Raw genomic sequence first — 22,204 nt, 5'->3', positions numbered from 1 at the left:
CGAAATAAGCCTCGATAGAGGTTTTCTCACGCTGCGTTACAATTGCAAGCTTTGTCGATCAAATTCCGTCCCGAGGAAAGCGGCAAACCGCTCAAAGCATGCTAGGATACTCTTCTTCATGGCTGAATCAACGACAGTATGATCCTCCCACCACCAATGTTGGACGGTTAATGGGGACTTTCCCCGTTGCTTGGCTGGCTCGAATCGAGCGACGATGTCGTCACCATACACGACAGGAAGCACATAGTAACCATATTTGCGCTCCGCCACTGGCTTGTACACTTCCCAGCGATATTCAAAATCGAATAACTGATGAATAAGTGTCCGATCCCACAGCAAGTTATCGAGTGGTGCTAGAATACAAGCGCGTTTCACAGGTGGGTCGTAGGATAGGGCTTTATCCAAGCAATCAAGATCTGTAGTACGAAGATATAATGGATATTGCAGGCCTTCCACTTGCACCTCCGTAATCCATTTCTTATCGAGCAAGCTTGCAAAAGCCTCATTCCGCTGAGAGCTCTTCATCCCGCCAATCCCAATCCAGGCATCGCTCGGCCGATTCCACAGCAATCCAACACTGCCAATCCGACGCAGCACATACCATGCGTAGAAATCTTCGACCGTCTTAAAAGGGTCTGGCGAGCCATAGAGCTCCGCTGGAATCCACCGTTCGGATAAATCGTAAAACTTGCGCGTCTTTGCTTTATGATGAATGACCAAATGACCCGCGTGATACATTCCTTCCAATGCAGCCCGTGATAGTCTAGCTGGCCCCCATGCCCATTCGACCTTCTCTTCTTCATTAATATCGCTCGAACATAGAACGCCCCGATGTTCAACTTCGGCATGTACGCGATGGACAGCTTCTTGATTCTGATCACACCAAACTTGATAACGTTTCCGGTGCTTTACGAAAAAAGGCCAATCTTCCATTGGAAAGATCGACATGCACTTATCCCAATAATCGATCAGCTTGCGATCTTGATAGAGCAGTTCCCCGAGCATGCTGCGGTCAAATTGAAAAATTCGCGATTGCAGGACAAGTTCGTGATTCATGCCGACGACGTTCAGCGGATCGAATTGGATACAGCCCACTTGGCGAATGTAGGCGAGGATGCCTTCCTTGCCGATATAAGCAGCATCACGGCTTAAACCGTGATAGTACAATAAAAACTTTCTGGCCTGTTGCTTCGTAAGAGTGATCGCAGACATCATTTCACCTCAGATAAGGATTCTTAGTCTCATTATAATCTGAAAACCTGACAACAGGGTGTCATGGATAACAAATTAATCAGAATCCGATTCGTAGTCATATGACAAAGTGATGACAGCAGTCACTACTGGCCAATGCCATTTAACTCTAGAATGTACTATCGAGAATAATGAAGAGATGGTAAGCATTCTGCTAATATCATCCATACTTCTAATAGGAATGGTATAATAAGGGGAATATTGGGTTGATCGGCATATGAACAATAGAATCATAACAGACAATGGGGGCGGTGCAATGCTGCAATTCGCAGGATATGAGTTTGTTGAATGGATCGGAAGCAACGAGGAGATTATTCTATGCCGAATGATCATGATAGAAGACAACATATGTGTGATTGCCAAAACAACTCGGGATACGTATCCAGGCTCGTCGATGATTGCCGCTTTTCAAGAGGAATATGATCTTCTCTGTCATTTCGAAGGGAATGGATGCGTTGAACCGTATGCATTCATTATGGATGGCGAGCGTCCCGTCCTCATGATGCGGGATCATGGCGGGTTCACGATGGCTCATCTGCTGCATTCTCCGGGTTGTGATCTGAAACTAAGGGACCGGATCGCCATTGCACTTGGTGCTGTTGATTGCTTGCTACAGCTGCATCAAGAGAGAATTACGCATCAGGAAATGACTCCATTGCATTTTATCGTGAATCCTGATACGCATGAAGTCGCGATTGCCGATATCCGCATGAGCACAAGCCGTGAAGGCGGAACACCCTTGCGATTCGATGCGAGACTAGATTCCCTGCTCCCATACATCTCTCCTGAGCTGACAGGCAGGACGGGACTGATGCCTGATCATCGATCTGATTTCTATTCGCTTGGGATCGTGCTCTATGAGTGGTTTACAGGCACGCTGCCCTTTTCGCCGCGCGATGCAGCGGATACCGTCTACCATCATTTGGCCAGTAAGCCAGAACCGATGAAAACAAAAGATTTAACCATTCCGTATATGTTATCGGCGATTGTCGACAAATGTATGGCCAAAATGCCGGAGGAAAGGTATACCAGTGCATACGGATTAAAATATGATTTGGAACAATGCTACAGAAGTTATTGCGAATCCGGTCAGATCGAGCCCTTCGTCCTTGGAAGTAAGGATCTGCCGGATCGGAGACTTGCTGGAGATGGCTTCTATGGGAGGAAAATGGAGCAAGCTCGGCTGCTTAAGGCGTTAAAGCGAGCCGCAGCGGGATCAACGGAGATTGTCTGGGTAAGCGGGAGCGGCGGGATTGGTAAAACGTCGTTCGTGAATGAAACTTTCCGTGCTTCTGGGGTATGTTATGTCGGTTCTTGCAAATATGATCCGCACCATACCGCCTTACCCTACGAAGGATGGATTCAAATGATCAATCATCTCGTAGATCAAGTGCTCATCGAAGATGATCTGCTTGTCGATGTATGGAAGCTGCGTATAGCCCATGCTGTAGCAGGTTATGGTCAATTGTTGATCGAGCTTGTTCCTCGACTGGAATTATTGATCGGGAAGCAGCCAACTGTCGCACCGCTCCCAGCCGTTGAGGCGAAGCAGCGGTTCCATGTGGTCTTGGTTCGGTTTATTCAGCTATTTCTGCATCAGGAGCATCCACTCGTGTTGTTTCTGGACGACTTGCAGTGGAGCGACGATGAGACGCTGCAATGTCTAAGGTCTCTGTTAGAGGATCGAGAGACAAGACAATTGCTCGTGATTGGGACGTATCGCGACGATGTTGTTCAAGACACCTCTCCATCTCCTCTACAATCATTGCAAGAGTATGTGCAATCCCGTGCGAGACAAGCGGAACATATTCGACTGACCTCGCTAAGTATAACTGATTTGCAGCAACTGCTCGGTGACGCGATGCAAGTTGAACAGGAGGATACGAAGGAATTGGTTAAGATCCTGCGCCACAAGACGATGGGTAATCCGTTTTTTGTGAGGCAATTTTTGCAGGATTTAGTGGATGCTCAATATATCTATCTACACGAGCCCAGCCGGAAGTGGCAATGGGATCTGGAGAGAATTACCGAGATGAATATCGCGGATAATGTGGCTGCTTACATATCGGATAAGTTATTACATTTACCTACGGAGACTGTATTCGTGATTGGAAGAGCTGCGATCCTTGGTCGTAAATTCAATGTGGACATGCTCGCCGTCCTAACGAATCGGACTCCATCGCAATGCTCTGAAGCGCTGCAAATTGCTGTACACGAGCAGCTGCTTCAAGTGATTGGTGAGGAACGACTGACTTATATGTTCCAACATGACCGGATTCAACAGTCTGCCTACTTGCTCGTGTCTGATGCCGAACGATCATCTGTTCATTTGCAAATCGGACGGTTGCTAGCTGATCGAATGAAGGAAGGGCATGAGGAAGTTCTTTTTGAAGCGGCAAATCACTTTCATTTGGTATCAGAACAGATCATCATGGATTCAGAGCATCGCCTTCTCGGCGCAGAGCTGAGCTTGCAAGCAGGATTGAAGGCCAAACAATCGACTGCGTACGAGACGGCCCTTGGTTATTTGCGAAACGCAACGGATCTACTGGGGGAAGAAGGATGGGAATCTCATTATGCATTGACCCTTCAAGCTTTTCAAGAGCGGGCGGAAGTAGAATTTCTATGTGCGCATTTCGCTGAGGCAAACGATCTGTTTCATCTGCTGATACGCAAAGCGGTATCCGATCTGGAGAAGGCGCGTGTCTATAAAATGAAGATTCAAATTGAGGCGAATCGTGATAATTATGATGAAGTGATTGCGTTAGGTCGCACGGCGCTGAAATTGCTGGGAATGAATCATCATTTTAACCCAAGTACGATCGAATTGCTGGCTCATTGGCTAAAGGTGAAGCGTAAATTAAGCAGGAAAACATTGGATTCACTCCAGCGATTACAGACGATGACAGATGAGAAGCTTCAACTGGCGATGTCTATTCTAGTACATATCACGAATGCCTTGTTCCTAACCAATAAGAAGGGTTGGCTCGCATGCACTTTAATCTTGATTCAAATGACGCTTGATGAGGGGATGTCACCCGAAGCATCGATTGGATTTGTTGGATATGCTCTTTTCACGTATTATATGTTCCATCAGAAAGAAGAGGCTGCCAAGTGGGGAATGCTTGCCTGCGAATTAGCGAAGCCTCACCCCGTATTGTATGTGAAGGTATTAACTTCATTTTCGCTTTGTTTTGATAGTTGGCGCCAATATGCACCTTCGTTGCTGGAGACATTTTCGAGGCAGGCAGGTTATGTCGGTCTAGAATCAGGGGATCTATGGCATAGCAATCAGAGTGTATTAATTCATTGCAGCATATTATTGCATTACGGTCATCCGCTGGGAGATATTTATGCGCGATTGATTGCACATGGCCGGAGCATTAGGCGCAATAATAACAGCCTGCACTGGAAGCAAGCTGCAGTATTTGCGGCCCTGCTTGTTCGATTAACTGGTTACCGCTCACCGGATGATCCTTACGCAGAGACGGACGTCTTGATTGCAGACTTTGCAGAATCATTGCATGGGGATCCGACGCACTTGGTTCAAGAGCTTGTATGCACGTTTCAATATTTGCCAGGATATGTGTTCGGTCAATACGAGGAAGCGAAGGCAGCATTGGCAAAGGCGGCGGCGATTATTGCATCGCGACCTCCTTTTGAGAGCGATAATATGGTTCATTATTTATACGAATCTCTTGTGTGGGCGCAATTCTATGAGGGGGCTAGCCTTAAGGAGCAGCGTGAATATATGGCGAAGCTGCATAAACGAATGGTTATGTATCGGCGATATGCGAAGCGAAGTCCAGCAAATTATGCGCATAAATACTTATGGATTCAAGCTGAGATCGCACGTCTGAAACGGCAGAACAAACAGGCAGAGCTTCTATACGAGCAAGCAATCGAACAGGCGAAATCGAATGGATTAATCCATGATCTTGCGATGATTGCAGAGGGTTATGGGCGATATGGTCTTCGTCATGGGAGACAGCAGCTGGCCAAAATGTATATGACGGAAGCTTATGAAGCGTATTCGCAATGGGGAGCACATGCCAAAGTGGCTGATTTAGAGGAGAAGTATCCACACCTCTTGCAAGTGAAGCGTGAATCGGAGCTTGCGCGAATCGATTACCTCTCCGTCGTTAAATCTGCACAGGCTTTGTCCGGTGAGATGGAAATGAATCGGCTGCTGCATACGTTAATGCACATCATGCTGCATAATGCAGGGGCGGAATCAGGTGCGATTATTTTCGCTCAGGAAGGAAGATGGATCGTTGAAGCTTATGGGTCGGTAGAAGAAATGAACATCGCGTCCATTCCGTTACAAGATGCATCCGATATCCTTCCGGTTGCGATGATCGGATATGTCGCTAGAACAAGAGAGGAATTGGTTCTGCATGACGCTTCGAATGAAGGGATGTTCATGCAAAATGCATACATCATCAGCAATAAGTTGAAATCCGTGCTTTGTCTGCCGATATTACATCAGAATAAACTGATTTGCCTGCTCTATATGGAGAATAAGCTTGCCCCTGGTGTCTTCACTTCGGATCGATTGGATGTGCTTAAGCTCTTAGGTTCTCAGTGTGCCATTTCAATTAAGAATGCGCAACTCTATTCGGGGATTCAATATTTGAAAGATCATCTTGAACAGCAAGTGGAGGAGCGCACTCGAAGTCTGGAGCGATCCATGCGCGAGACGGCGGCGGCGCTCTCTGAGATGTCCGTCTATGCGGAACGGAATCGCATTGCACATGATATTCACGATATTGTCGGGCACACATTGACCTCGACGATTCTCCAGATTGAAGCAGGCAAGCGATTGCTGAACAAAGATCGGGAGGAAGCCTCGAATCGGTTGAAGGAAGCGCAAGACCTTGTACGTCACGGTCTCCATGAAATTCGAAGTTCGGTGCATATGTTGAAAGAGGACAAATATTATGACCTTGTTCAAGCGCTGCATCAGCTGATCGAAGAAACGCGGCGGAACACGGGGGCTGTCATACACGCCTCCATCGGTATGCTTCCTGAGCTAACATTAGCATATAAGAAAACCATATATCATGCTGTGCAAGAAGGGCTGACGAATGGTATTCGACACGGTGAGAGCAAGGAATTCTATTTCACCCTGGAGTACGTAAAATCGATGATAAAAATGAAATTTAAGGATTGCGGTATTGGTGCAAGTGAGATCCATTTAGGATTTGGACTCACGGCAATGCGTGAGCGGGTGGAGCAGCTCGGCGGCCAACTTGTCGTTGATTCTGAACCTGACCAAGGTTGTCTATTGCGAATAGAATTACCTTATTCGATGCGAGATACAGGGGGGTTGGATGCCTATGATTCGAATATTGATCGCAGATGATCAACTGCTGACGAGGGAGGGTCTTCGGACGATCCTTGAAGTTCGTAATTATATTAGTAATCTATATGGGAAATTAGATGTGGTGGACCGTGCGCAAGCGATTTTCGGCTCCAGAGTCTTTTGTAGAATGTGCAGAATTTTGTTAATGGGAGATGGAGTAATTGTAGTTCATGGTGTTATTTGACCCAAGGCACGTTGTTAAAAAGGGAGGTCTCTTAGAGATCTCCCTCTTCTGCTATGGCGAGTCGATTATATGATGCGTTTGCGCAGCCAACCGGATACAAGGTCAGTCAGGATAATCAGTAGGATAATGCCGAGCAGAATGATACCGACGCGGTTCCAGTTCCGTACTTGAAGCGCGAAAATCAACGGTGTGCCGATCCCACCAGCGCCTACGAGACCAAGTGTCGTCGCAGACCGGATATTGATCTCGAAGCGATAAATCGAATAGGACAAAAACTGCGGGATAACTTGTGGAAGAACGGCGTACCGCAAAACTTGAAGGCGATTTGCACCACAGGCGAGCAGGGCTTCCTCAGGACCAGGATCAATGTTCTCAATCGTCTCGGCATAGAGCTTGGCCAACATGCCAATCGAATGGATTCCGAGCGCGAGAACACCCGCAAATGAGCCGGGACCGACGGCCTTGATGAACAAGATCGCTACGATAATTTCGGGAAATACGCGAATGATGCTAAGTACGACTTTACCACTGCCCGAGACGGCCCACTGCTGACTCATATTGGAGGACGCCCAGAATGCGAAGGGAATACAGGTTACAGCCGCAACGACGGTTCCTAGTATTGAGATGACAAGGGTGTCGAGCAAGCCTCGCAGCAAATCTTCACCTTCAGGAATATAGACGAAGGACCAATCCGGATGCAGGAACCCAGTAAGGATGGATTTCGAGACCGATCCGGCTGTCTTCTGTAATCCTTCGAATTGCATACCTTGTATGGCCCAATAATAGATGGCAATCATCAATGCAGCAATCACCCAGAAGCGAATGCGGGAGCTGATGGGTCTCTGCAATGTATCTAGTTTCATAGCAATTTCCTCCGTATCACAGCACTACCATAATCGATCATGAGAACGATGGCTAGCGTCAATAGAATAATGATAGATGCCCGGTCATAACGGAATAAACCTAGTGAACGGTCAAGCAGCAGTCCGATTCCGCCAGCACCGACAAGTCCAAGCACAGAAGCTGCTCTGACGTTGACCTCGAAGGTATATAGGAAGTAGGAGACGAAGTAGGGCAATGCCTGCGGCATGACGCCGAAGATGATCAATTGAATCCGGTTGGCCCCGACAGCGGTCATCGCTTCAAGTGGGCCTGGATCGATGGCTTCGATGGCTTCAAAGGTCAGCTTCGCGATAATCCCGAACGAGAAGAATACAAGCGCCAGCATCCCGGCAAAGGGGCCAATCCCGAAAATTGCCACGAATACGGCGGCGAACAGCAGATCAGGAATTGTCCGTACAAGATTCAGGATCATGCGCATCGGGATCGATATCCATCGATTGGGCATGATGTTGTAAGCGCACAATAACGCAACAGGAATCGCTAGTAAGCCGCCAATCGTCGTTCCCATGATCGCGATTTGGATGGTCTCCAACATCGGTCCCCAAATGGTCGGCAGGTAGCTCCAATCCGGCGGGAACATTTCTTGCAGGAGCGAACCCATCTGCGGTAAGCCGACAACTAACTGATAGGGTGTTACCTCAGTACGAATGGAGCATGCGATCAGTACGAAAATGAATAGCAGCCATGTGGCGAGTCGTTTGTAACGATCGGTTAACGGTGCATTGGACGATGGTTGATTTGCTGAAGTCTGTGATAAAGAAGACCTCATAATACGCCTCCAACTCCCAGCAGCTCGTCCTTCTGGATTGGCCGACCATAAATTTCGGCGAAGACCTGATCCGTTGCTTCTGCCGGCGTACCGTCAAATACCACTTCACCCGCTCGTAGTCCGATAATTCGAGTCGCATATTCGCGCGCCAAGTCAATAAAATGAAGATTGATAATGGTCGTAATGTTCATCTCTTGATTGATCCTTTTCAAGTCGTCCATCACTTGGCGTGTGGTTAGCGGATCGAGTGATGCAACAGGTTCATCTGCAAGAATGATCCGAGCTTCCTGTGCCAAGGCGCGAGCGATGGATACGCGCTGTTGCTGCCCACCGGATAATTGGTCTGAACGTATATAAGCCTTCTCGCGAATGTTGACCCGTTCGAGGGCATGAAGTGATAGCTCAACATCTTCCTTGGGAAACAGACCGAACATCGTCTTGAATGTAGAGTGATAACCGACGCGCCCTGATAGCACGTTGCGGAGGACAGTGGATCTTTTGACAAGGTTGAAGCTTTGAAAGATCATGCCGATATCTCGGCGTATCCGGCGAAGCTCACTGCCTGTGGCACGCGTGACGGATTTGCCATTTACCTTGATCTCTCCAGATGTAATGTCGTTCAATCGGTTAATGGAACGCAGCAGCGTTGATTTGCCCGCGCCGGACGATCCGACAATGACCACCAGCTCGCCTTCATGAATCGTTAAGTTCACATTTCGAAGTCCTGCTGTTCCGTTTGGATACGTTTTGGATACTTGCTCGAACGTAATCATTTTCGTAACACTCGCTCTCTATCAATATAGTGAAAATAGAAACAACACCGTCATGAGGGCTCATGAACGGTGCTGCTCCGTGTTCGCTTACTTAATTTCTTGGCCCACGGCTTTTGCATACTCGCGCACAGGCTCAAAGTTCTTGTCGTCACCTTTGACATAACCTACATGCGTGTATATATCTTTGATGATCTGAGCACCTTCTGTATCATTCGTGATATCGATAAACGCTTGGCTGATCTTATCTCTCCAGCTTTGATCCATATCGTTACGAACACTTACGGTATCGTTAGGTATCTTCGCCGTGAAGTGAAGTACGCGCGTCTTCTCGAATACGTCTGGAACGTCTTTCGCTACCGTGTTCCGTGCGTCTTGGAAGTTAGCGACAGCATCGACTTGACCGTTCAAGAGCGCCATCAGCGCTGCATCATGACCTTTAATCGTAACTCCTTGAACATCCTTGTCTGGGTCGATTCCAGCTTGTTTCAATTCAGCGGCTGGGAAAACATATCCGGCGGACGAAGTTACGTTTTGCCAACCTATTTTTTTACCTTTCAAGTCAGCGAGTGTCTTGATTGGAGAATCTTTCATCACAACGATCATTGCTTTATAGAAATCAACTTTCTCCGTCGTCGGTTGACCTGTTGCATCATCTACACCGAAACGCTGTGCTTGGAGCAGAAGATCTACCGCTTTCTTATTATCGTGTGCCAGAACATAGGCGTTCGGGGGCAGGAATCCGACGTCGACTTGCTTCGAAGCCATGGCCTCGACGATTGTATTGTAGTCAGGTGAGACAGAGACATGAACCGGGATACCTAGGCGGTCGCCAAGCAATTTCTCCAGCGGCTTCGTCTTCGCTTCAAGCGTATCAGCATTTTGTGATGGGACGAACTGTACGTTAAGTTCTTTTGGAACGTAGGCTGTGCTCGCTGCTGCAGTTGAGGAATCGGCATTCACAGTCGTTTCGCTGCTTGCATTTTTGGATCCACATGCGGCAAGGCCTGTAGCCAGGATAATCGTCATACAGATGGTCATTGCTTTTTTGAACATGTTCAAGTTCCCCTCCAGGATTCATATATATTCTATGAGCATCTATCAGATGGATTCATCTGACATATAGGAGCGTAACATAGTGCAAAGATGCAAGGGTTAACTGGGATGGGTATTTGTGTAAAATGAATATGAAAAATGGGGAAGATTGTTATCGGACTGTAAGATGTGAATTCCATGTAAATTACAAGCGGTGAAAAACAAGTTATAGTAGGGATAATGAGATACAATGACGTGTCAGAGAGGGGAATGACGAAGCCAATGGACAATATAATACGTAAGGAGCCGTTGATTACGCTGCGAATTTTGGAGACAACAGACGTGCATGCGAACCTGATGGATTATGACTATTACAGAGATATCCCAGCCCCTGAGCTTGGTCTTGTGCGGACGGCTTCGCTTGTGCATCAGGCTCGGGCTGAAGTTTCTAATACATTGCTTGTAGATAATGGGGATTTGATTCAAGGTACGCCGCTCGGCACTTATTTTGCGAAAATCAATCATGAAATTGAACAGCGTTCGATACATCCTGTCTATTCCGTCATGAATGCGATGGGATATGATGTAGCGACATTTGGCAACCATGAGTTTAATTATGGACTGGATTATTTGGAGCAAGTGGTTGGTGACGCTGATTTTCCCTATGTCAATGCCAACGTATACGTTGCCGAAGGGACAGAACATATTAACAAATTCCAGCCCTACGTCTTGTTGAAAAAACCTTGCATCGATCATCATGGTACGATCCATGAACTTATGATCGGAGTGATCGGTCTTGTTACGCCGCAAATTATGGAATGGGACAAGGCGAATTTGGAAGGGAAAGTAACGGTAGACGATATCGTCAAGACGGCGGCGGAATTCGTGCCGAGGATGCGATCGGAGGGGGCTGATGTTGTCGTCGTTTTGGCACATACAGGCTTTGATGGAGCGGATACGGGGGGACAGGGTGCGGAGAATACGGTGTTGTCGCTTAGTCAAGTCCCTGGGATCGATGCCATCACGTTCTCACATACACATAAGGTGTTCCCGACGAGAGATTTAAAGTCCCTAGACATTTCGTTCAAGGATGCGCAGGGAAATCCGTTGCCTGGTATAGATTATAAGAAAGGGACCATTCATGGCGTAGCGGCAGTACAGGCCGGTTATGGCGGGGCAGAATTAGGTGTCATTGATTTGACCCTTGCTTGGCACGAGGGCAGGTGGACGGTCGTTGATTCACAATCTCATAACAAATCGATTTATGACAGGAAAACAGGTGAGCCGCTCGTATACCCTGATTCACGTTTGGTAGAATGCATTGCGTCAGCGCATCAAGCAACGGTAGACTATGCGAACGCGCCGATCGGGATGACGAGTGAACCGATTTATAGTTATTTTGCGTTTGTACAAGATGATCCGTCGATTCAAATGGTGACGAACGCGCAGACGTGGTATGCCAAACGTTATATCGAGACACATCGGCCGAAGGACAGGCACGTGCCGATTCTATCGGTTGGCTCGCCTTTTAAGGCCGGAAGGAATGGACCTTCCGAATATACCGATATCGACGCAGGTCCGATTGCGATCAAGAGTGCGAGTGATTTGTACTTATATGACAACCTGCTAAAGGCGGTTAAAGTTAAAGGAGCAGTAGTTCGGGAATGGTTGGAAATGTCAGCAGGTGCTTATAACCAAATTGATCCTTCGAATCCGGAGGAGCAGCCGCTGCTTAACCCATTGTTCTCCGTCTATAACTTCGATATCATCGACGGCATAACCTATGAGATTGACGTGACCCAACCAGCCAAATACAATCCAGACGGAACGATCAACGATTTGAATGCCCGTAGAATTGTCAATTTGAAGGTGAACGGCGTACCGATTGAGCTGAATGATGATTTCATTGTGGTATCGAATAACTATCGGGTGTATGGCGGCGGCAATTTCCCGGGCATTCTAGAGGCAGAGGTGGTCATCGATTCCGCAGATGAGAATAAGCAAGTGCTGATGGACTATTTGCTTCAAGAGAGACATCTCGATCCTACTGCAGATCACAATTGGCGAATTGCCTCCATTGAAGCTCCAGTGAAAGTTACGTTTAGAAGCGCACCGGCCGCGGTGAAGTACTTGGATGACATGCCTCGTATTCAATATACGGGAAGGCACGACGACCAAGGGTTTGGAATTTATATGCTTGATTTGCGCTGATCAATATGGAGGACCTTAGACATTGTCTAGGGTCTTTGTTGCTGTTCACCCTATCGTGAGGATTCCGATTAGGATGAAGATTGATCCGGCAAGTATCATAATAAATCCTATGTACCTAGCGATAGACAGATACGTATCGCTTGGTTCGGAATCTTTATTTATCATCCAGCGTTCTTTCGGTCGCCATCCGATGGATGGATAGGTATATCGGAGTATGCCAATTGCAAGAAAGACGATGCCGATAAAAATGATCATTACGCAACTCTCCTCCATTTTTGTCTATTATTTGGATAAAAAAATCAACTCATCTATGTTAAACTAGGAATAGATTTGCTTCCAAATACTAGAATATCATCCGGTTTTGGCAAGCGAAAGTGGCAGAAATATTTTGATTGAAGTGGAGGGAGTGTGGAACTTGGAGCTTACATATAAAACTTATGAATCAGCCGATCCAATCCCATACGATTTATTATTACTTGCAGATCCATCGAAAGACATGGTGGATGATTATTTTCGTCGCGGACATTGTGTGCTAGCTTATTGCGGAGATCGCCTAGTAGGCGAGTTCGTCCTGATTCCAACGCGGCCGGCTACAGTGGAAATTGTGAATATTGCAGTCGATGAAGGCGCCCAAGGCCAAGGGTTCGGGAAAAGATTAGTGAAGCAAGCCATCCAAGAAGCCAAGCGGCTTGGTGCGAAGACCATTGAGATTGGTACAGGGAACTCAAGCGTGATGCAGTTGTATTTGTACCAGAAATGCGGCTTTCGGATTGTGGGTGTTGATGTGGATTTCTTCGTACGACATTACGAGGAAGCGATTGAGGAGAATGGCATTCCGTGTCGTGATATGATCCGGCTTGCTATGGATATCCATCAAGAACAGGCAAGTCATTGATCTAGGAAGAGGGTGGGGATGCAGATGATCGAGTGTCCATGGTGTCATGAAGAAGTTACGATCAAGCACGGGAGATGCCCAGCGTGCAAGAAGAAGCTGCATGAGATTTCAGACGAAGATTTTGAAGAGCTTCAGGATCCGTTGATGCTAGAAGAGGATGAGGAAGAAGAATTTGAAGAATGCAGTGTCATGGAAATGATCGAAGATCGCTTCAAATGCGCCAAGTGCCAGGGTACCGCTTGTAGTGCGAAGGAAGTCGCCATGACAGGAACAGGACTCAGTAAATTGTTCGATATTGAACACCATCACTTTCTATTTGTCTCCTGTCTGGCATGTGGATTCGTAGAGATCTATGATCCCGACGTGCTTGAAGGCCATAAGACAGGACAGCTCAGCACCGTCATGGATATTCTATTCGGCGGGTAGTAGTAGTGATAGTATGCAGCATCATCTGCAGCAGTTGAATTAAATCATAGGATGAAGAGAGGTTAGAAAGTGAACTTTCAGTACAAACTCTTTTCTATCATTATTGGGATTTCTTTTCTCATCTATCTAGCGGGGTATGCTGTGATGCTGTCTGTCATTCGGGTTCTGGATATCACGATAACTTGGGGATCTCTATGTATCGTCATTTTGCCTGGTATCGTCTGGTTCATTCTCTTACGGTATTGTTGGGATAGGGTTGATACCAGACGCTGGGGAAGGAGAATGATTAGCGGAAGTGCTGTTCTAGTTATGCTGATTACGCTTGTACAGCTTGCATCCAATGAATATTATTCCCATTTCAATGCTGCTCGGTGGCTGAGTGATCCAGAAAGTCGGGTTCGTATGGTGTCTGATTTATTAAGCACACGCGATCTTAAGGGGCTGAAGCGACATGAGGTCGAGGAAGTGCTCGGGGCACCAACGGTTTTAACGTATCGTGACCAATCCACTCATCTAACGTATCGCCTCGGATTAGAACGAAGTGTTTTTAGTTTGGATCGTTCTTGGTTACTGCTCGATATGGAGCAAGATTGTGTTATCGATGTTCGAATAACAACAGGTTAAGTTGCAAATAGGGGGGGACATTCCTTGCAGAATAGGTCGCAAGTGATCTTCGATGTTGCAGGTGTGCTCATTTCGAACTTCTCCCCGCATTTCTGGGATGAGATTGTGACTTATGCCGAGGCGCGATCAGCGACGGAATTGCGTAGGCAATTCAAGTCAGAGCTCCGACAGAATTTGTGGAGCAGGGCTGTTCCGGATACGGCGTTCTTCACTTGGATCGCGGACCAAATCCCCGCTGTACACGCCCAAGACGTGGAACGTATCCTTTATTCTCATCTCGTACCGTTGCCCGCCATGGAACATCTATCACGATGGAGCCAGTCGGCAGATATTCATCTCCTCACGAATCATCGCACAGAGTGGATAACTCCTATACTACGCCCCGTTCAACGCTACATCACCAGTATGACCGTTTCAAGTGAGACGGGGTACTGCAAGCCAGATCAGCGGATGTTTCAAAGTGCTCAAGAGAAGCTTCTTAGGAACGGATCTATTCTTTATGTGGATGACCAGGAGAAGAACTTCGCACCTGCTATAGCCTTAGGTTGGCGTACCTTATTAGCCGATGAGACAGGCTATTGGATGACACGTGTGGAAGAACTGCTATTATAGATTACCATGTCCAGGAGCTGCTAGTGTATTGGAAAGAGAGGGATGCGTGTTGAAAATCGCATTTGTGTTGTTTGACTGCGTAACGTTTTTAGATTTTGTTGGATTCTATGATGTGATTTATCATTTGAATCAATTCGAATCATCCAAGGGCGTCACCTGGGATATTTGCGGGCTGACAGACGAAATTACAGACGAGCTCGGAATGAAGGTGAAAGTCCAGAAAATAAGGCCGCATCTGGCAGACTATGATATGGTGTTCGTGCCCGGTGGTCTAGGGACGCGGAAGCTTCGATTCGATGAGACATTCGTAAGTTGGCTGCGCGAAGCGCAAGATGTGAAATATAAAGTCTCGGTCTGTACGGGTTCGTTACTCTGGGGAGCAGCAGGCGTCCTGCAGGGCAAAAAAGCTACAACGCATCCAAGAGCATACGGTCTGCTCGCGGAGTATTGTGATGTCATTCAGGAGCGGATTGTCCGAGATGGCAACGTCATTACGGGCGGCGGGGTAACGACATCGATTGATCTGGGCTTATACATCATAGAATGGTTAGCAGGGGTAGACGCGATGCATGAAGTAAAGCAGCAATTGGATTATCCGTATGTGTCGCCGAAGGTGGTCGAGTTCATTTGAAGCCAATGATTTCCGATGCAGAGCTCATAAAGATTCAAGCGAGAACTCTCTATCGATTGAATGCAGTGGAGAGGATAACGGGAATCAATGAGGGTGACTTTTCCGGGGCGCCGCTGTTGTTCATAGGGAAGACGCAGGAGCGTATCCAGTGCTACTACCATCATCAGATGTCTGATTCGTTAGTAACCGAGTTGGAGGAAGCGATCAGCGATCCTATCTCCATCAACCAGCTCTGCCGTATCATTGAACAGTATCATCCCATTCAGAACATCTGGATGGGTCCTGCCTATGTTTACACGGGGCATTCTACCCATCGGATGGAAGAAGATCAACGTATCGTACAGATTACGCAGCACAATAGCCTATTACTAGGAACGTATTTCGCAGAGCTGCAGGATGTGATTGAAGCCAAAAGCCCAGTCTTCGGATACGTGGTAGAAGGCAAAGCCGTCTCTGTCTGCTGTAGTGCGAGAACTTCGGAGGCGGCGTCAGAGGCAAGTCTTTATACAGCCGAGCCGTATCGTGGCAAAGGATATGCGGCACGCGTCGTCTCTCGGTGGTGTGAGCATCTTCATGCGCAAGGGCGAATTGCGCTCTATAGTACATCATGGGATAATATCGGTTCACAGCGTATTGCGCAGAAGTGTAATCTCGTTCCCTACGGGGCTGATTTTAGTATTTATATGTAATGGCTATCTGCTGCCGATATTTTCACTATTGATCTTATGAATTCATTTATGTCATGATTGATAGGATGGATATAGATAAGTCAACATTGGAAACGGAGAATCGGTACGTGAAGAAGTTTAAGAAATTTTATATAGAGATTACGAGTATATGCAATTTGGCATGCACTTTCTGCCCACAGACAGGCCGCAAGGCGAATTTTATCAAGGTGGACGCGTTCACGAATATACTTGATCAGATTAAACCTCATGCAGAGTATATTTATTTCCATGTCAAAGGCGAGCCCCTCCTTCATCCGAAAGTCGATGAGTTGCTCGATATTAGCGCGGAGAAAGGGTTTAAAGTCAATATTACATCCAATGGGACGCTGCTCCATAAGAACAGGGAGAAGCTGCTTGGCAAGCCTGCGCTGCGTCAGATGAATTTCTCGCTTCACAGCTTCGATGGGCATGAAGGCTCAATAGATAAAGAAGGCTATGTCAAAATGGTGCTTGACTTCGTCAAAGAGGCACTGGAGAAGACAGAAATTATATTCTCGCTGCGGCTCTGGAATCTGGATGAAGATAACCAGACGAATCTAGAGCGCAGTCGGAACCGTGAGATATTGTCATTGATTGAACAAGAATTCAATTTGGATTATCGCATTGAAGAGCAGTTCAAACGCGGCAGCGGGTTGAAAATTGCCGACCGTGTCTATATTAATATGGATCATGAATTCCAATGGCCAAGCCTTCAAGCACCTGAAATTGAGGGTCCGGGTTTCTGTCATGGGCTGCGCAATCAAGCCGGGATTCTCGTCGATGGCACGGTGATACCTTGTTGTCTAGATGGGGAGGGTGTCATTAATCTGGGGAATGTGAACCAGACGAACTTCTCCGAGATTATCGAGAGTGATCGAGCGAATCGCATGGTTGATGGATTCTCACGTCGCGAAGTCGTCGAGGAATTATGTCGGAAATGTGGGTATCGACAACGGTTTGGCACATAGGAAGAGCAGTGGAATAATGAATCGTTAGGAGTTGTGATGCGGGTGACCTTAACTTTAGAAGAAGTGATGGACAAGCTTGAAGCCATGGGCACAGAACAGACGAAGAAAACCTTCCTTCGCCATGGTGCGCAGGAACCGCTCTTTGGGGTTCGGATTGGCGATATGAAGAAGCTCGTTAAGGACGTGAAGAAGGATCAAGCATTAGCCAAAGCCCTTTATGATACAGGCAATGCGGACGCGATGTATTTGGCAGGGCTGACCGTAAACCCTAAGACGGTGACAAAGGACATGCTGCAGCAATGGGTGAAGCAAGCGTATTGGTATACGCCCGCGGAATATACAGTTGCGAATATTGCGGCGGAGAGTCCATATGCGCTTGAACTGGCACGAGAGTGGATGAAGTCTCCGTCCGAGATGATCGCGACCTGCGGCTGGAGTACCTATGCGAATCATGTTATGATTACGCCAGATGAGCAGCTCGACATGGCAGAGATTCGCAATCTGCTGCAGCAGATTGCGAAATCGATCCATACAGAGCGGAATCGGGTCCGTTACACGATGAACAGCTTCGTCATTTCCGTTGGTGCATCCGTGAAAGAGCTTCATGAAGACGCGATGCGCGTTGCAGAACAAATCGGCCCCGTTCGTGTCGATATGGGCCAGACGGCATGTAAAGTTCCGCTTGCTACGGAGTATATGAACAAGATCGCCGCAAGAGGAAGTCTTGGGATGAAGAAAAAAACATGTATATGTTAGAACCTTAATAGAGGTTGTTCAAAAAGTCATCATTTGATCACGAAGTCATTCAAGAAGCATAATCGACATCGAATCTTACGTTCACCTTCGAAGTCCGGTACTCATTTAGGTTTCGCCTAAACTCCGTTCCTCCTTCTTCAGTTTCTCGCAACCTTCTCGGTGCTGAAATGCCGACTTTTTGAACACGCACTAATAGAATAGGCAAGTCTTCAAGAAGTCGCTGCTCGGGATGTCGTACGGGAGCGGCTTTTTGTGCTAGGAAGAAGTCTTCAAAATTTCTTTAGATTTTGCTCTCTCAGAACTTCAGATTTGGTCGATACACTTAGTCTTACTTAGAGAGGGAGTGTATAGCGATGAATTGGGCCGAGGATAAGTGGTTATTCCTGCAGAAGTTTATGGTGAACCCGAGAGAGATTGGGAGCATTACGCCGAGCTCCAGATTTCTAGCGTGCAGCATGTTGAATGAGGTGGATTGGGAATCTACGCATTGTATTGGTGAGCTAGGTTCGGGTACTGGCGCGATTACGGCGCATTTGGCTGAGATTGTGGCTCAGAAGAAGAACTTGCCAGAAGACATGAAGGTATTTTTGTTCGAGAAAGACAGGGTTATGCGAAATCGTCTGGCTGCAGCGTATCCGCGATTTCAAGTTGCTGAGGATGCATTAGATTTGCGAGTAGAAGCACGACAACATCATCTTCAATTCTATGATTGCATCCTGAGTGGACTGCCATTCTTCAACTTCAGCCCATTGCTGCGCAACCAGCTCATGGACGAAATATATCGGTCGTTAAGACCGGGGGGACAGTTCATCGCCTTTCAATATTCCTTGCAAATGAAGCAGGAGCTGAGTCGATATTTTGAAATCGAGAAGATCAAGTTCGTGGCTTTGAATATCCCGCCTGCTTGTATATATGTCTGTCGTAAAAAAAGGACTGCGGACAATGAACGCTGATCAATTGCTGCATTGGATCGACCAGTTCGGTTATGCCGCGTTATTCTTTGCTTTATGGCTCGGGATTGTCGGGCTTCCGATCCCCGATGAAGTGATTGTTATGACCGGTGGAGCTGTTAGTCAGTCGGGCTTGCTGCATGCGTTCCCTGCGTTTATGTTGACATACATCGGCGTGATTACCGGTCTATCGATCGGATATGTGCTTGGGCGATATTGCGGACCCCTGATTTTGGAAAGGCTGCGTAACCAGAAACGGCTGAGACGATCCGTCGAGCGAGCAGAGCGGCTGGTCAGCAGCTATGGCGGGTATGCATTGCTGATTAGTTATTTTATCCCCGGGGTTCGTCATATCTTACCTTATCTGGTAGGAATGCATCAGATGTCTTATCGTAAGTACGCAGTATTCTCTGCGACTGCGGGATTGCTCTGGACCGGCGTTTATTTTATCGTAGGTCTGAAGGCGAGCTATTATATTCAATCGTAAAGGAGGTGGGCTGTTATGCCGACCGTGTTGGTAGTGGATGATGATCCAGATATCCGTGATGTCATTCATGTCTATCTTCGGAATGAAGGTTATCAAGTGGTCGAGGCGGCTGATGGGGTGGCGGCACTCGATATACTACGCAGTGAACGGGTCCATCTGATGATTCTCGATGTGATGATGCCACGAATGGATGGCATTCTTACATGTATGAAGATAAGAGAGGCATCAGGGATTCCGATTATTATGTTATCGGCTAAAGATGCGGACATCGATAAAATCACTGGTCTCACCTCGGGTGCTGATGATTATATGATCAAGCCATTCAACCCATTGGAGCTTCTCGCTCGAGTCAAAGCGCAATTTCGCCGGTTGACTCTCTCGAATTCAGCGTTAAATAGCGACGAAGTTATTCAAGTGCAGGATCTTACCATAGATCGTGTGCAGCACCAAGTCATCGTTAGAGGGCAGGTCGTAAGTCTGACGCCGATTGAATTCTCGATTCTGGAATTACTTGCAAGTCATCGCGGTCAGGTATTTAATGTGGATCGGATCTATACACTCGTCTGGAAGGAAGTAACCGGGTTCTCGGATAACACCGTGATGGTGCATATCCGCAATCTTCGCGAGAAAATTGAAGTAAACCCCCGAAGCCCCGTATATATCAAGACCGTATGGGGGGTTGGCTATAAAATTGATCAATAAACTCTGGGATCGTGTCAGCGGCAAGAAGAGCATCCGTGTCGCAATACTGTGGCGTTTTGTGAGTAGTATCATCATCTTGTTTATGTTTTTTTCTTTGTATGAGTTTTTCACGCAAATACTACCCTTGAAAGGAAAAGGATTCCTAGTGGTATTGGATCCAATCATTTTTTTCGGCGGGCTAATGATCATTTTCTTCACGATGACAAGGCCCATTGTTCGTTATGTGCTTCAGATGGCCGAGGGTTTGAAGACGATATCTCAAGGGGACTTGAACTATCGCGTGCCCGTTCTCCGTGAAGATGAGTTAGGGACCGTTGCGCAGCGTATTAATGAGATGGCAGAGGCGCTGCTCCAGCAGCAGAACAAAGAGCGTGAGCTGGAGAAATCGAAAATGGATCTCATTACCGGGATTTCCCACGATCTTCGCACGCCATTAACAAGCATTATCGGGTATTTAGGATTGATTCGTAACAAATCGTACCAGAATGAAGAAGAGCATGAACGTTTCGTTCAGAATACGTATAAAAAAGCGACGCAGCTTCAGAGCTTGGTTGAAGATTTATTCGAATACACGCGATTAACCTCACATGATGTCACGGTGAACAAAATACCGATGGATGTCAGGGAAATGTTGGAACAGTTGCTAACGGAATTTGAACCGATTGCGGAAGAATATCAGGTCGAAATACGATGGTCCTTGGGCAGCCATCCAGAATACATTGTTGCAGATCCAGAGAAAATCATTCGTGCGTTGGATAATCTGCTGATCAATGCGCTGAAGTTCTCGCGAAGACCCGGAGTCATACAGACGACGCTCCATGTGGAGCCTTCAAACGTATTAATTACGATTGAGAACGATGGGCCGCCGCTGACAATCGAGCAAGAGCAGCACATCTTCGATCGATTCTATAAAGCGGATCATGCGAGAAGTATGAACGCCATTCAATCCGGTTCGGGACTTGGGCTATCGATCGCGAGAAACATTGTCCTGCTGCATAGCGGCGACATTACATTACGGCACAACGAGGGACATTTTGCATTTACAATTCAGCTTCCGCGAGCACAGATTTCGGATGCATCAGTTTTCGTAGTTTAATTTCGGTATTGGACTCTGGTGCGGGCGTGTAAATGCTGCACTTCAAATCTTGTGTGCCTTGAACCTGCAAAGAGGTGAGGTGGAACAGCATCTTGCCTGCTTTGGCATGTCTAAATTCAATGACTACATCGGGTGCAGAACTGACTTGGCTCTGATTCCAGAGCTGTTCGAATTCAGGGTACGCGGTTTGCATGTCACGTAGAAACTGTTCATACCAAGGATCATCCACATATTGACCATAATACGTCCGGAAAATCGATAAGAATCCGTTCACGAACTCGGACCAATTCCCAGCAAGGCTCTTGAATTCTTTACGTGCGAATAACAATTGAATCAGATTGCGCTCCTCGCGTGGAATCTGTTGGAAGTCTATGAATACATGCGCGGCCGCGATATTCCAGCCAACGATTTGGAAGCGGCGATCCGAGATGATCGTCGGACAATAGGTTAATTCTTGCAGAATGTGCTGCAAGGAAGGGCTGATCTCCGGTTGTTCTGCGGTCATAGGTATCTGCGGGTTGCCTGAATCGAGTGCGAGAGAAAATAGATATTTGCGTTCATCGCTTGTTAATTGAAGGGCATTCGCGACACAATCCAATACTGAAGCAGACACTTTAATGTCTCGGCCTTGCTCCAGCCAGGTGTACCATGTGGTGCTGACACCAGCCAGTTGAGCGACTTCCTCTCTTCGAAGTCCGGGTGTTCTGCGGCGTGTGCCGAGCGGTAATCCTAGCGCATCCGGTTGAACCTTCGCTCGTTGTTTGGTTAAAAATTCGGATAGGGCCTGCAGTCGTGTATGATGGTTCATCGATCATTCCGCCTTTCTAATGGTTTCATTAACATAGTACCTGGTACTTATTAT

The 22,204-nt window shown here is 47.1% G+C and carries 22 protein-coding genes; 15 read left to right on the top strand and 7 right to left on the bottom strand.

Annotated features, from left to right (window positions below):
* Positions 1–36 precede the first annotated feature (36 nt).
* Positions 37–1,215, bottom strand: coding sequence for a winged helix-turn-helix domain-containing protein (locus AC3WU2_RS12515; RefSeq protein ID WP_492454493.1), 1,179 nt, complete (start codon positions 1,213–1,215; stop codon positions 37–39).
* Between the two features lie 253 nt (positions 1,216–1,468).
* Here AC3WU2_RS12515 and AC3WU2_RS12510 point away from each other — a divergent pair, with 253 nt between their 5' ends.
* Both AC3WU2_RS12510 and AC3WU2_RS12505 read left to right on the top strand, forming a co-directional pair.
* Entirely contained in the window at positions 1,469–6,616 is a 5,148-nt protein-coding gene (locus tag AC3WU2_RS12510; protein ID WP_492454491.1) for an AAA family ATPase, read from the top strand.
* Complete coding sequence (locus tag AC3WU2_RS12505) at positions 6,591–6,800, top strand: hypothetical protein (RefSeq protein ID WP_492454489.1); 210 nt, start codon at positions 6,591–6,593, stop codon at positions 6,798–6,800. Before AC3WU2_RS12510 ends, AC3WU2_RS12505 begins: the two co-directional genes overlap by 26 nt.
* Positions 6,801–6,865: 65 nt before the next feature.
* On the opposite strand, the gene phnE (AC3WU2_RS12500) is transcribed toward AC3WU2_RS12505, so the two are convergent.
* The 4 genes from phnE (AC3WU2_RS12500) to AC3WU2_RS12485 all read right to left on the bottom strand — a co-directional run bounded on the left by phnE (AC3WU2_RS12500) (position 6,866) and on the right by AC3WU2_RS12485 (position 10,298).
* On the bottom strand, positions 6,866–7,663 hold the full coding sequence (gene phnE / locus AC3WU2_RS12500) for a phosphonate ABC transporter, permease protein PhnE (RefSeq protein ID WP_492454487.1): 798 nt from the start codon (positions 7,661–7,663) through the stop codon (positions 6,866–6,868).
* On the bottom strand, positions 7,660–8,472 hold the full coding sequence (gene phnE / locus AC3WU2_RS12495; protein ID WP_492454485.1) for a phosphonate ABC transporter, permease protein PhnE: 813 nt from the start codon (positions 8,470–8,472) through the stop codon (positions 7,660–7,662). The genes phnE (AC3WU2_RS12500) and phnE (AC3WU2_RS12495) overlap by 4 nt, the downstream gene beginning before the upstream one ends.
* The gene (phnC, locus tag AC3WU2_RS12490) at positions 8,469–9,245 is read right to left on the bottom strand and encodes a phosphonate ABC transporter ATP-binding protein (RefSeq protein WP_492454483.1); all 777 of its coding nucleotides are present in this window, start codon (positions 9,243–9,245) and stop codon (positions 8,469–8,471) included. The genes phnE (AC3WU2_RS12495) and phnC overlap by 4 nt, the downstream gene beginning before the upstream one ends.
* Positions 9,246–9,332: 87 nt before the next feature.
* Positions 9,333–10,298: a phosphate/phosphite/phosphonate ABC transporter substrate-binding protein gene (locus AC3WU2_RS12485; RefSeq protein ID WP_492454481.1), complete on the bottom strand. Its 966-nt coding sequence runs from the start codon at positions 10,296–10,298 to the stop codon at positions 9,333–9,335.
* Positions 10,299–10,559: 261 nt separating this feature from the next.
* Here AC3WU2_RS12485 and AC3WU2_RS12480 point away from each other — a divergent pair, with 261 nt between their 5' ends.
* Entirely contained in the window at positions 10,560–12,488 is a 1,929-nt protein-coding gene (locus tag AC3WU2_RS12480) for a bifunctional 2',3'-cyclic-nucleotide 2'-phosphodiesterase/3'-nucleotidase (protein WP_492454479.1), read from the top strand.
* A gap of 45 nt (positions 12,489–12,533) precedes the next feature.
* On the opposite strand, the gene AC3WU2_RS12475 is transcribed toward AC3WU2_RS12480, so the two are convergent.
* Positions 12,534–12,743 carry a DUF6199 family natural product biosynthesis protein gene (locus AC3WU2_RS12475; protein WP_492454477.1) on the bottom strand — a complete coding sequence of 70 codons (210 nt, stop codon included), beginning with the start codon at positions 12,741–12,743 and terminating at the stop codon, positions 12,534–12,536.
* A 160-nt stretch (positions 12,744–12,903) separates the two neighbouring features.
* Between AC3WU2_RS12475 and AC3WU2_RS12470 the strand changes: the two genes are divergently transcribed.
* The 12 genes from AC3WU2_RS12470 to AC3WU2_RS12415 all read left to right on the top strand — a co-directional run bounded on the left by AC3WU2_RS12470 (position 12,904) and on the right by AC3WU2_RS12415 (position 21,342).
* Positions 12,904–13,383, top strand: a complete 480-nt coding sequence (locus AC3WU2_RS12470) for a GNAT family N-acetyltransferase (protein WP_492454475.1) — start codon at positions 12,904–12,906, stop codon at positions 13,381–13,383.
* 18 nt (positions 13,384–13,401) lie between these two features.
* The gene (locus AC3WU2_RS12465; RefSeq protein ID WP_492454473.1) at positions 13,402–13,809 is read left to right on the top strand and encodes a zinc ribbon domain-containing protein; all 408 of its coding nucleotides are present in this window, start codon (positions 13,402–13,404) and stop codon (positions 13,807–13,809) included.
* A 69-nt stretch (positions 13,810–13,878) separates the two neighbouring features.
* Positions 13,879–14,433 (top strand): hypothetical protein, encoded by a 555-nt coding sequence (locus AC3WU2_RS12460; RefSeq protein ID WP_492454471.1) that lies wholly within the window; start codon positions 13,879–13,881, stop codon positions 14,431–14,433.
* Between the two features lie 24 nt (positions 14,434–14,457).
* Entirely contained in the window at positions 14,458–15,045 is a 588-nt protein-coding gene (locus tag AC3WU2_RS12455) for an HAD family hydrolase (RefSeq protein ID WP_492454469.1), read from the top strand.
* 49 nt (positions 15,046–15,094) lie between these two features.
* A complete protein-coding gene (locus tag AC3WU2_RS12450; RefSeq protein WP_492454467.1) occupies positions 15,095–15,676 on the top strand; it encodes a DJ-1/PfpI family protein in 582 nt (193 codons plus the stop codon).
* 5 nt (positions 15,677–15,681) lie between these two features.
* Positions 15,682–16,365, top strand: coding sequence for a GNAT family N-acetyltransferase (locus AC3WU2_RS12445; RefSeq protein ID WP_492454727.1), 684 nt, complete (start codon positions 15,682–15,684; stop codon positions 16,363–16,365).
* A gap of 107 nt (positions 16,366–16,472) precedes the next feature.
* Positions 16,473–17,351 (top strand): radical SAM/SPASM domain-containing protein, encoded by an 879-nt coding sequence (locus AC3WU2_RS12440; protein ID WP_018755046.1) that lies wholly within the window; start codon positions 16,473–16,475, stop codon positions 17,349–17,351.
* 36 nt (positions 17,352–17,387) lie between these two features.
* A complete protein-coding gene (locus tag AC3WU2_RS12435) occupies positions 17,388–18,107 on the top strand; it encodes a DNA alkylation repair protein (protein WP_492454465.1) in 720 nt (239 codons plus the stop codon).
* A gap of 353 nt (positions 18,108–18,460) precedes the next feature.
* Entirely contained in the window at positions 18,461–19,060 is a 600-nt protein-coding gene (locus AC3WU2_RS12430; protein ID WP_492454463.1) for a class I SAM-dependent methyltransferase, read from the top strand.
* Positions 19,050–19,544 (top strand): DedA family protein, encoded by a 495-nt coding sequence (locus AC3WU2_RS12425; RefSeq protein WP_492454461.1) that lies wholly within the window; start codon positions 19,050–19,052, stop codon positions 19,542–19,544. The genes AC3WU2_RS12430 and AC3WU2_RS12425 overlap by 11 nt, the downstream gene beginning before the upstream one ends.
* Before the next feature lie 15 nt (positions 19,545–19,559).
* Positions 19,560–20,246: a response regulator transcription factor gene (locus tag AC3WU2_RS12420; RefSeq protein ID WP_492454459.1), complete on the top strand. Its 687-nt coding sequence runs from the start codon at positions 19,560–19,562 to the stop codon at positions 20,244–20,246.
* The gene (locus tag AC3WU2_RS12415) at positions 20,236–21,342 is read left to right on the top strand and encodes a HAMP domain-containing sensor histidine kinase (protein ID WP_492454457.1); all 1,107 of its coding nucleotides are present in this window, start codon (positions 20,236–20,238) and stop codon (positions 21,340–21,342) included. Before AC3WU2_RS12420 ends, AC3WU2_RS12415 begins: the two co-directional genes overlap by 11 nt.
* Here AC3WU2_RS12415 and AC3WU2_RS12410 read toward each other — a convergent pair.
* Positions 21,287–22,150, bottom strand: coding sequence for a helix-turn-helix transcriptional regulator (locus tag AC3WU2_RS12410; RefSeq protein WP_492454455.1), 864 nt, complete (start codon positions 22,148–22,150; stop codon positions 21,287–21,289). The two genes, AC3WU2_RS12415 and AC3WU2_RS12410, sit on opposite strands and share 56 nt — an antisense overlap.
* Positions 22,151–22,204 lie beyond the last annotated feature (54 nt).

The organism is Paenibacillus sp. EB106-05-06-XG162, assembly GCF_058791655.1.
Note: the sequence above shows the minus strand (reverse complement) of the source record. Positions and strands in the feature narration are given on the sequence as shown.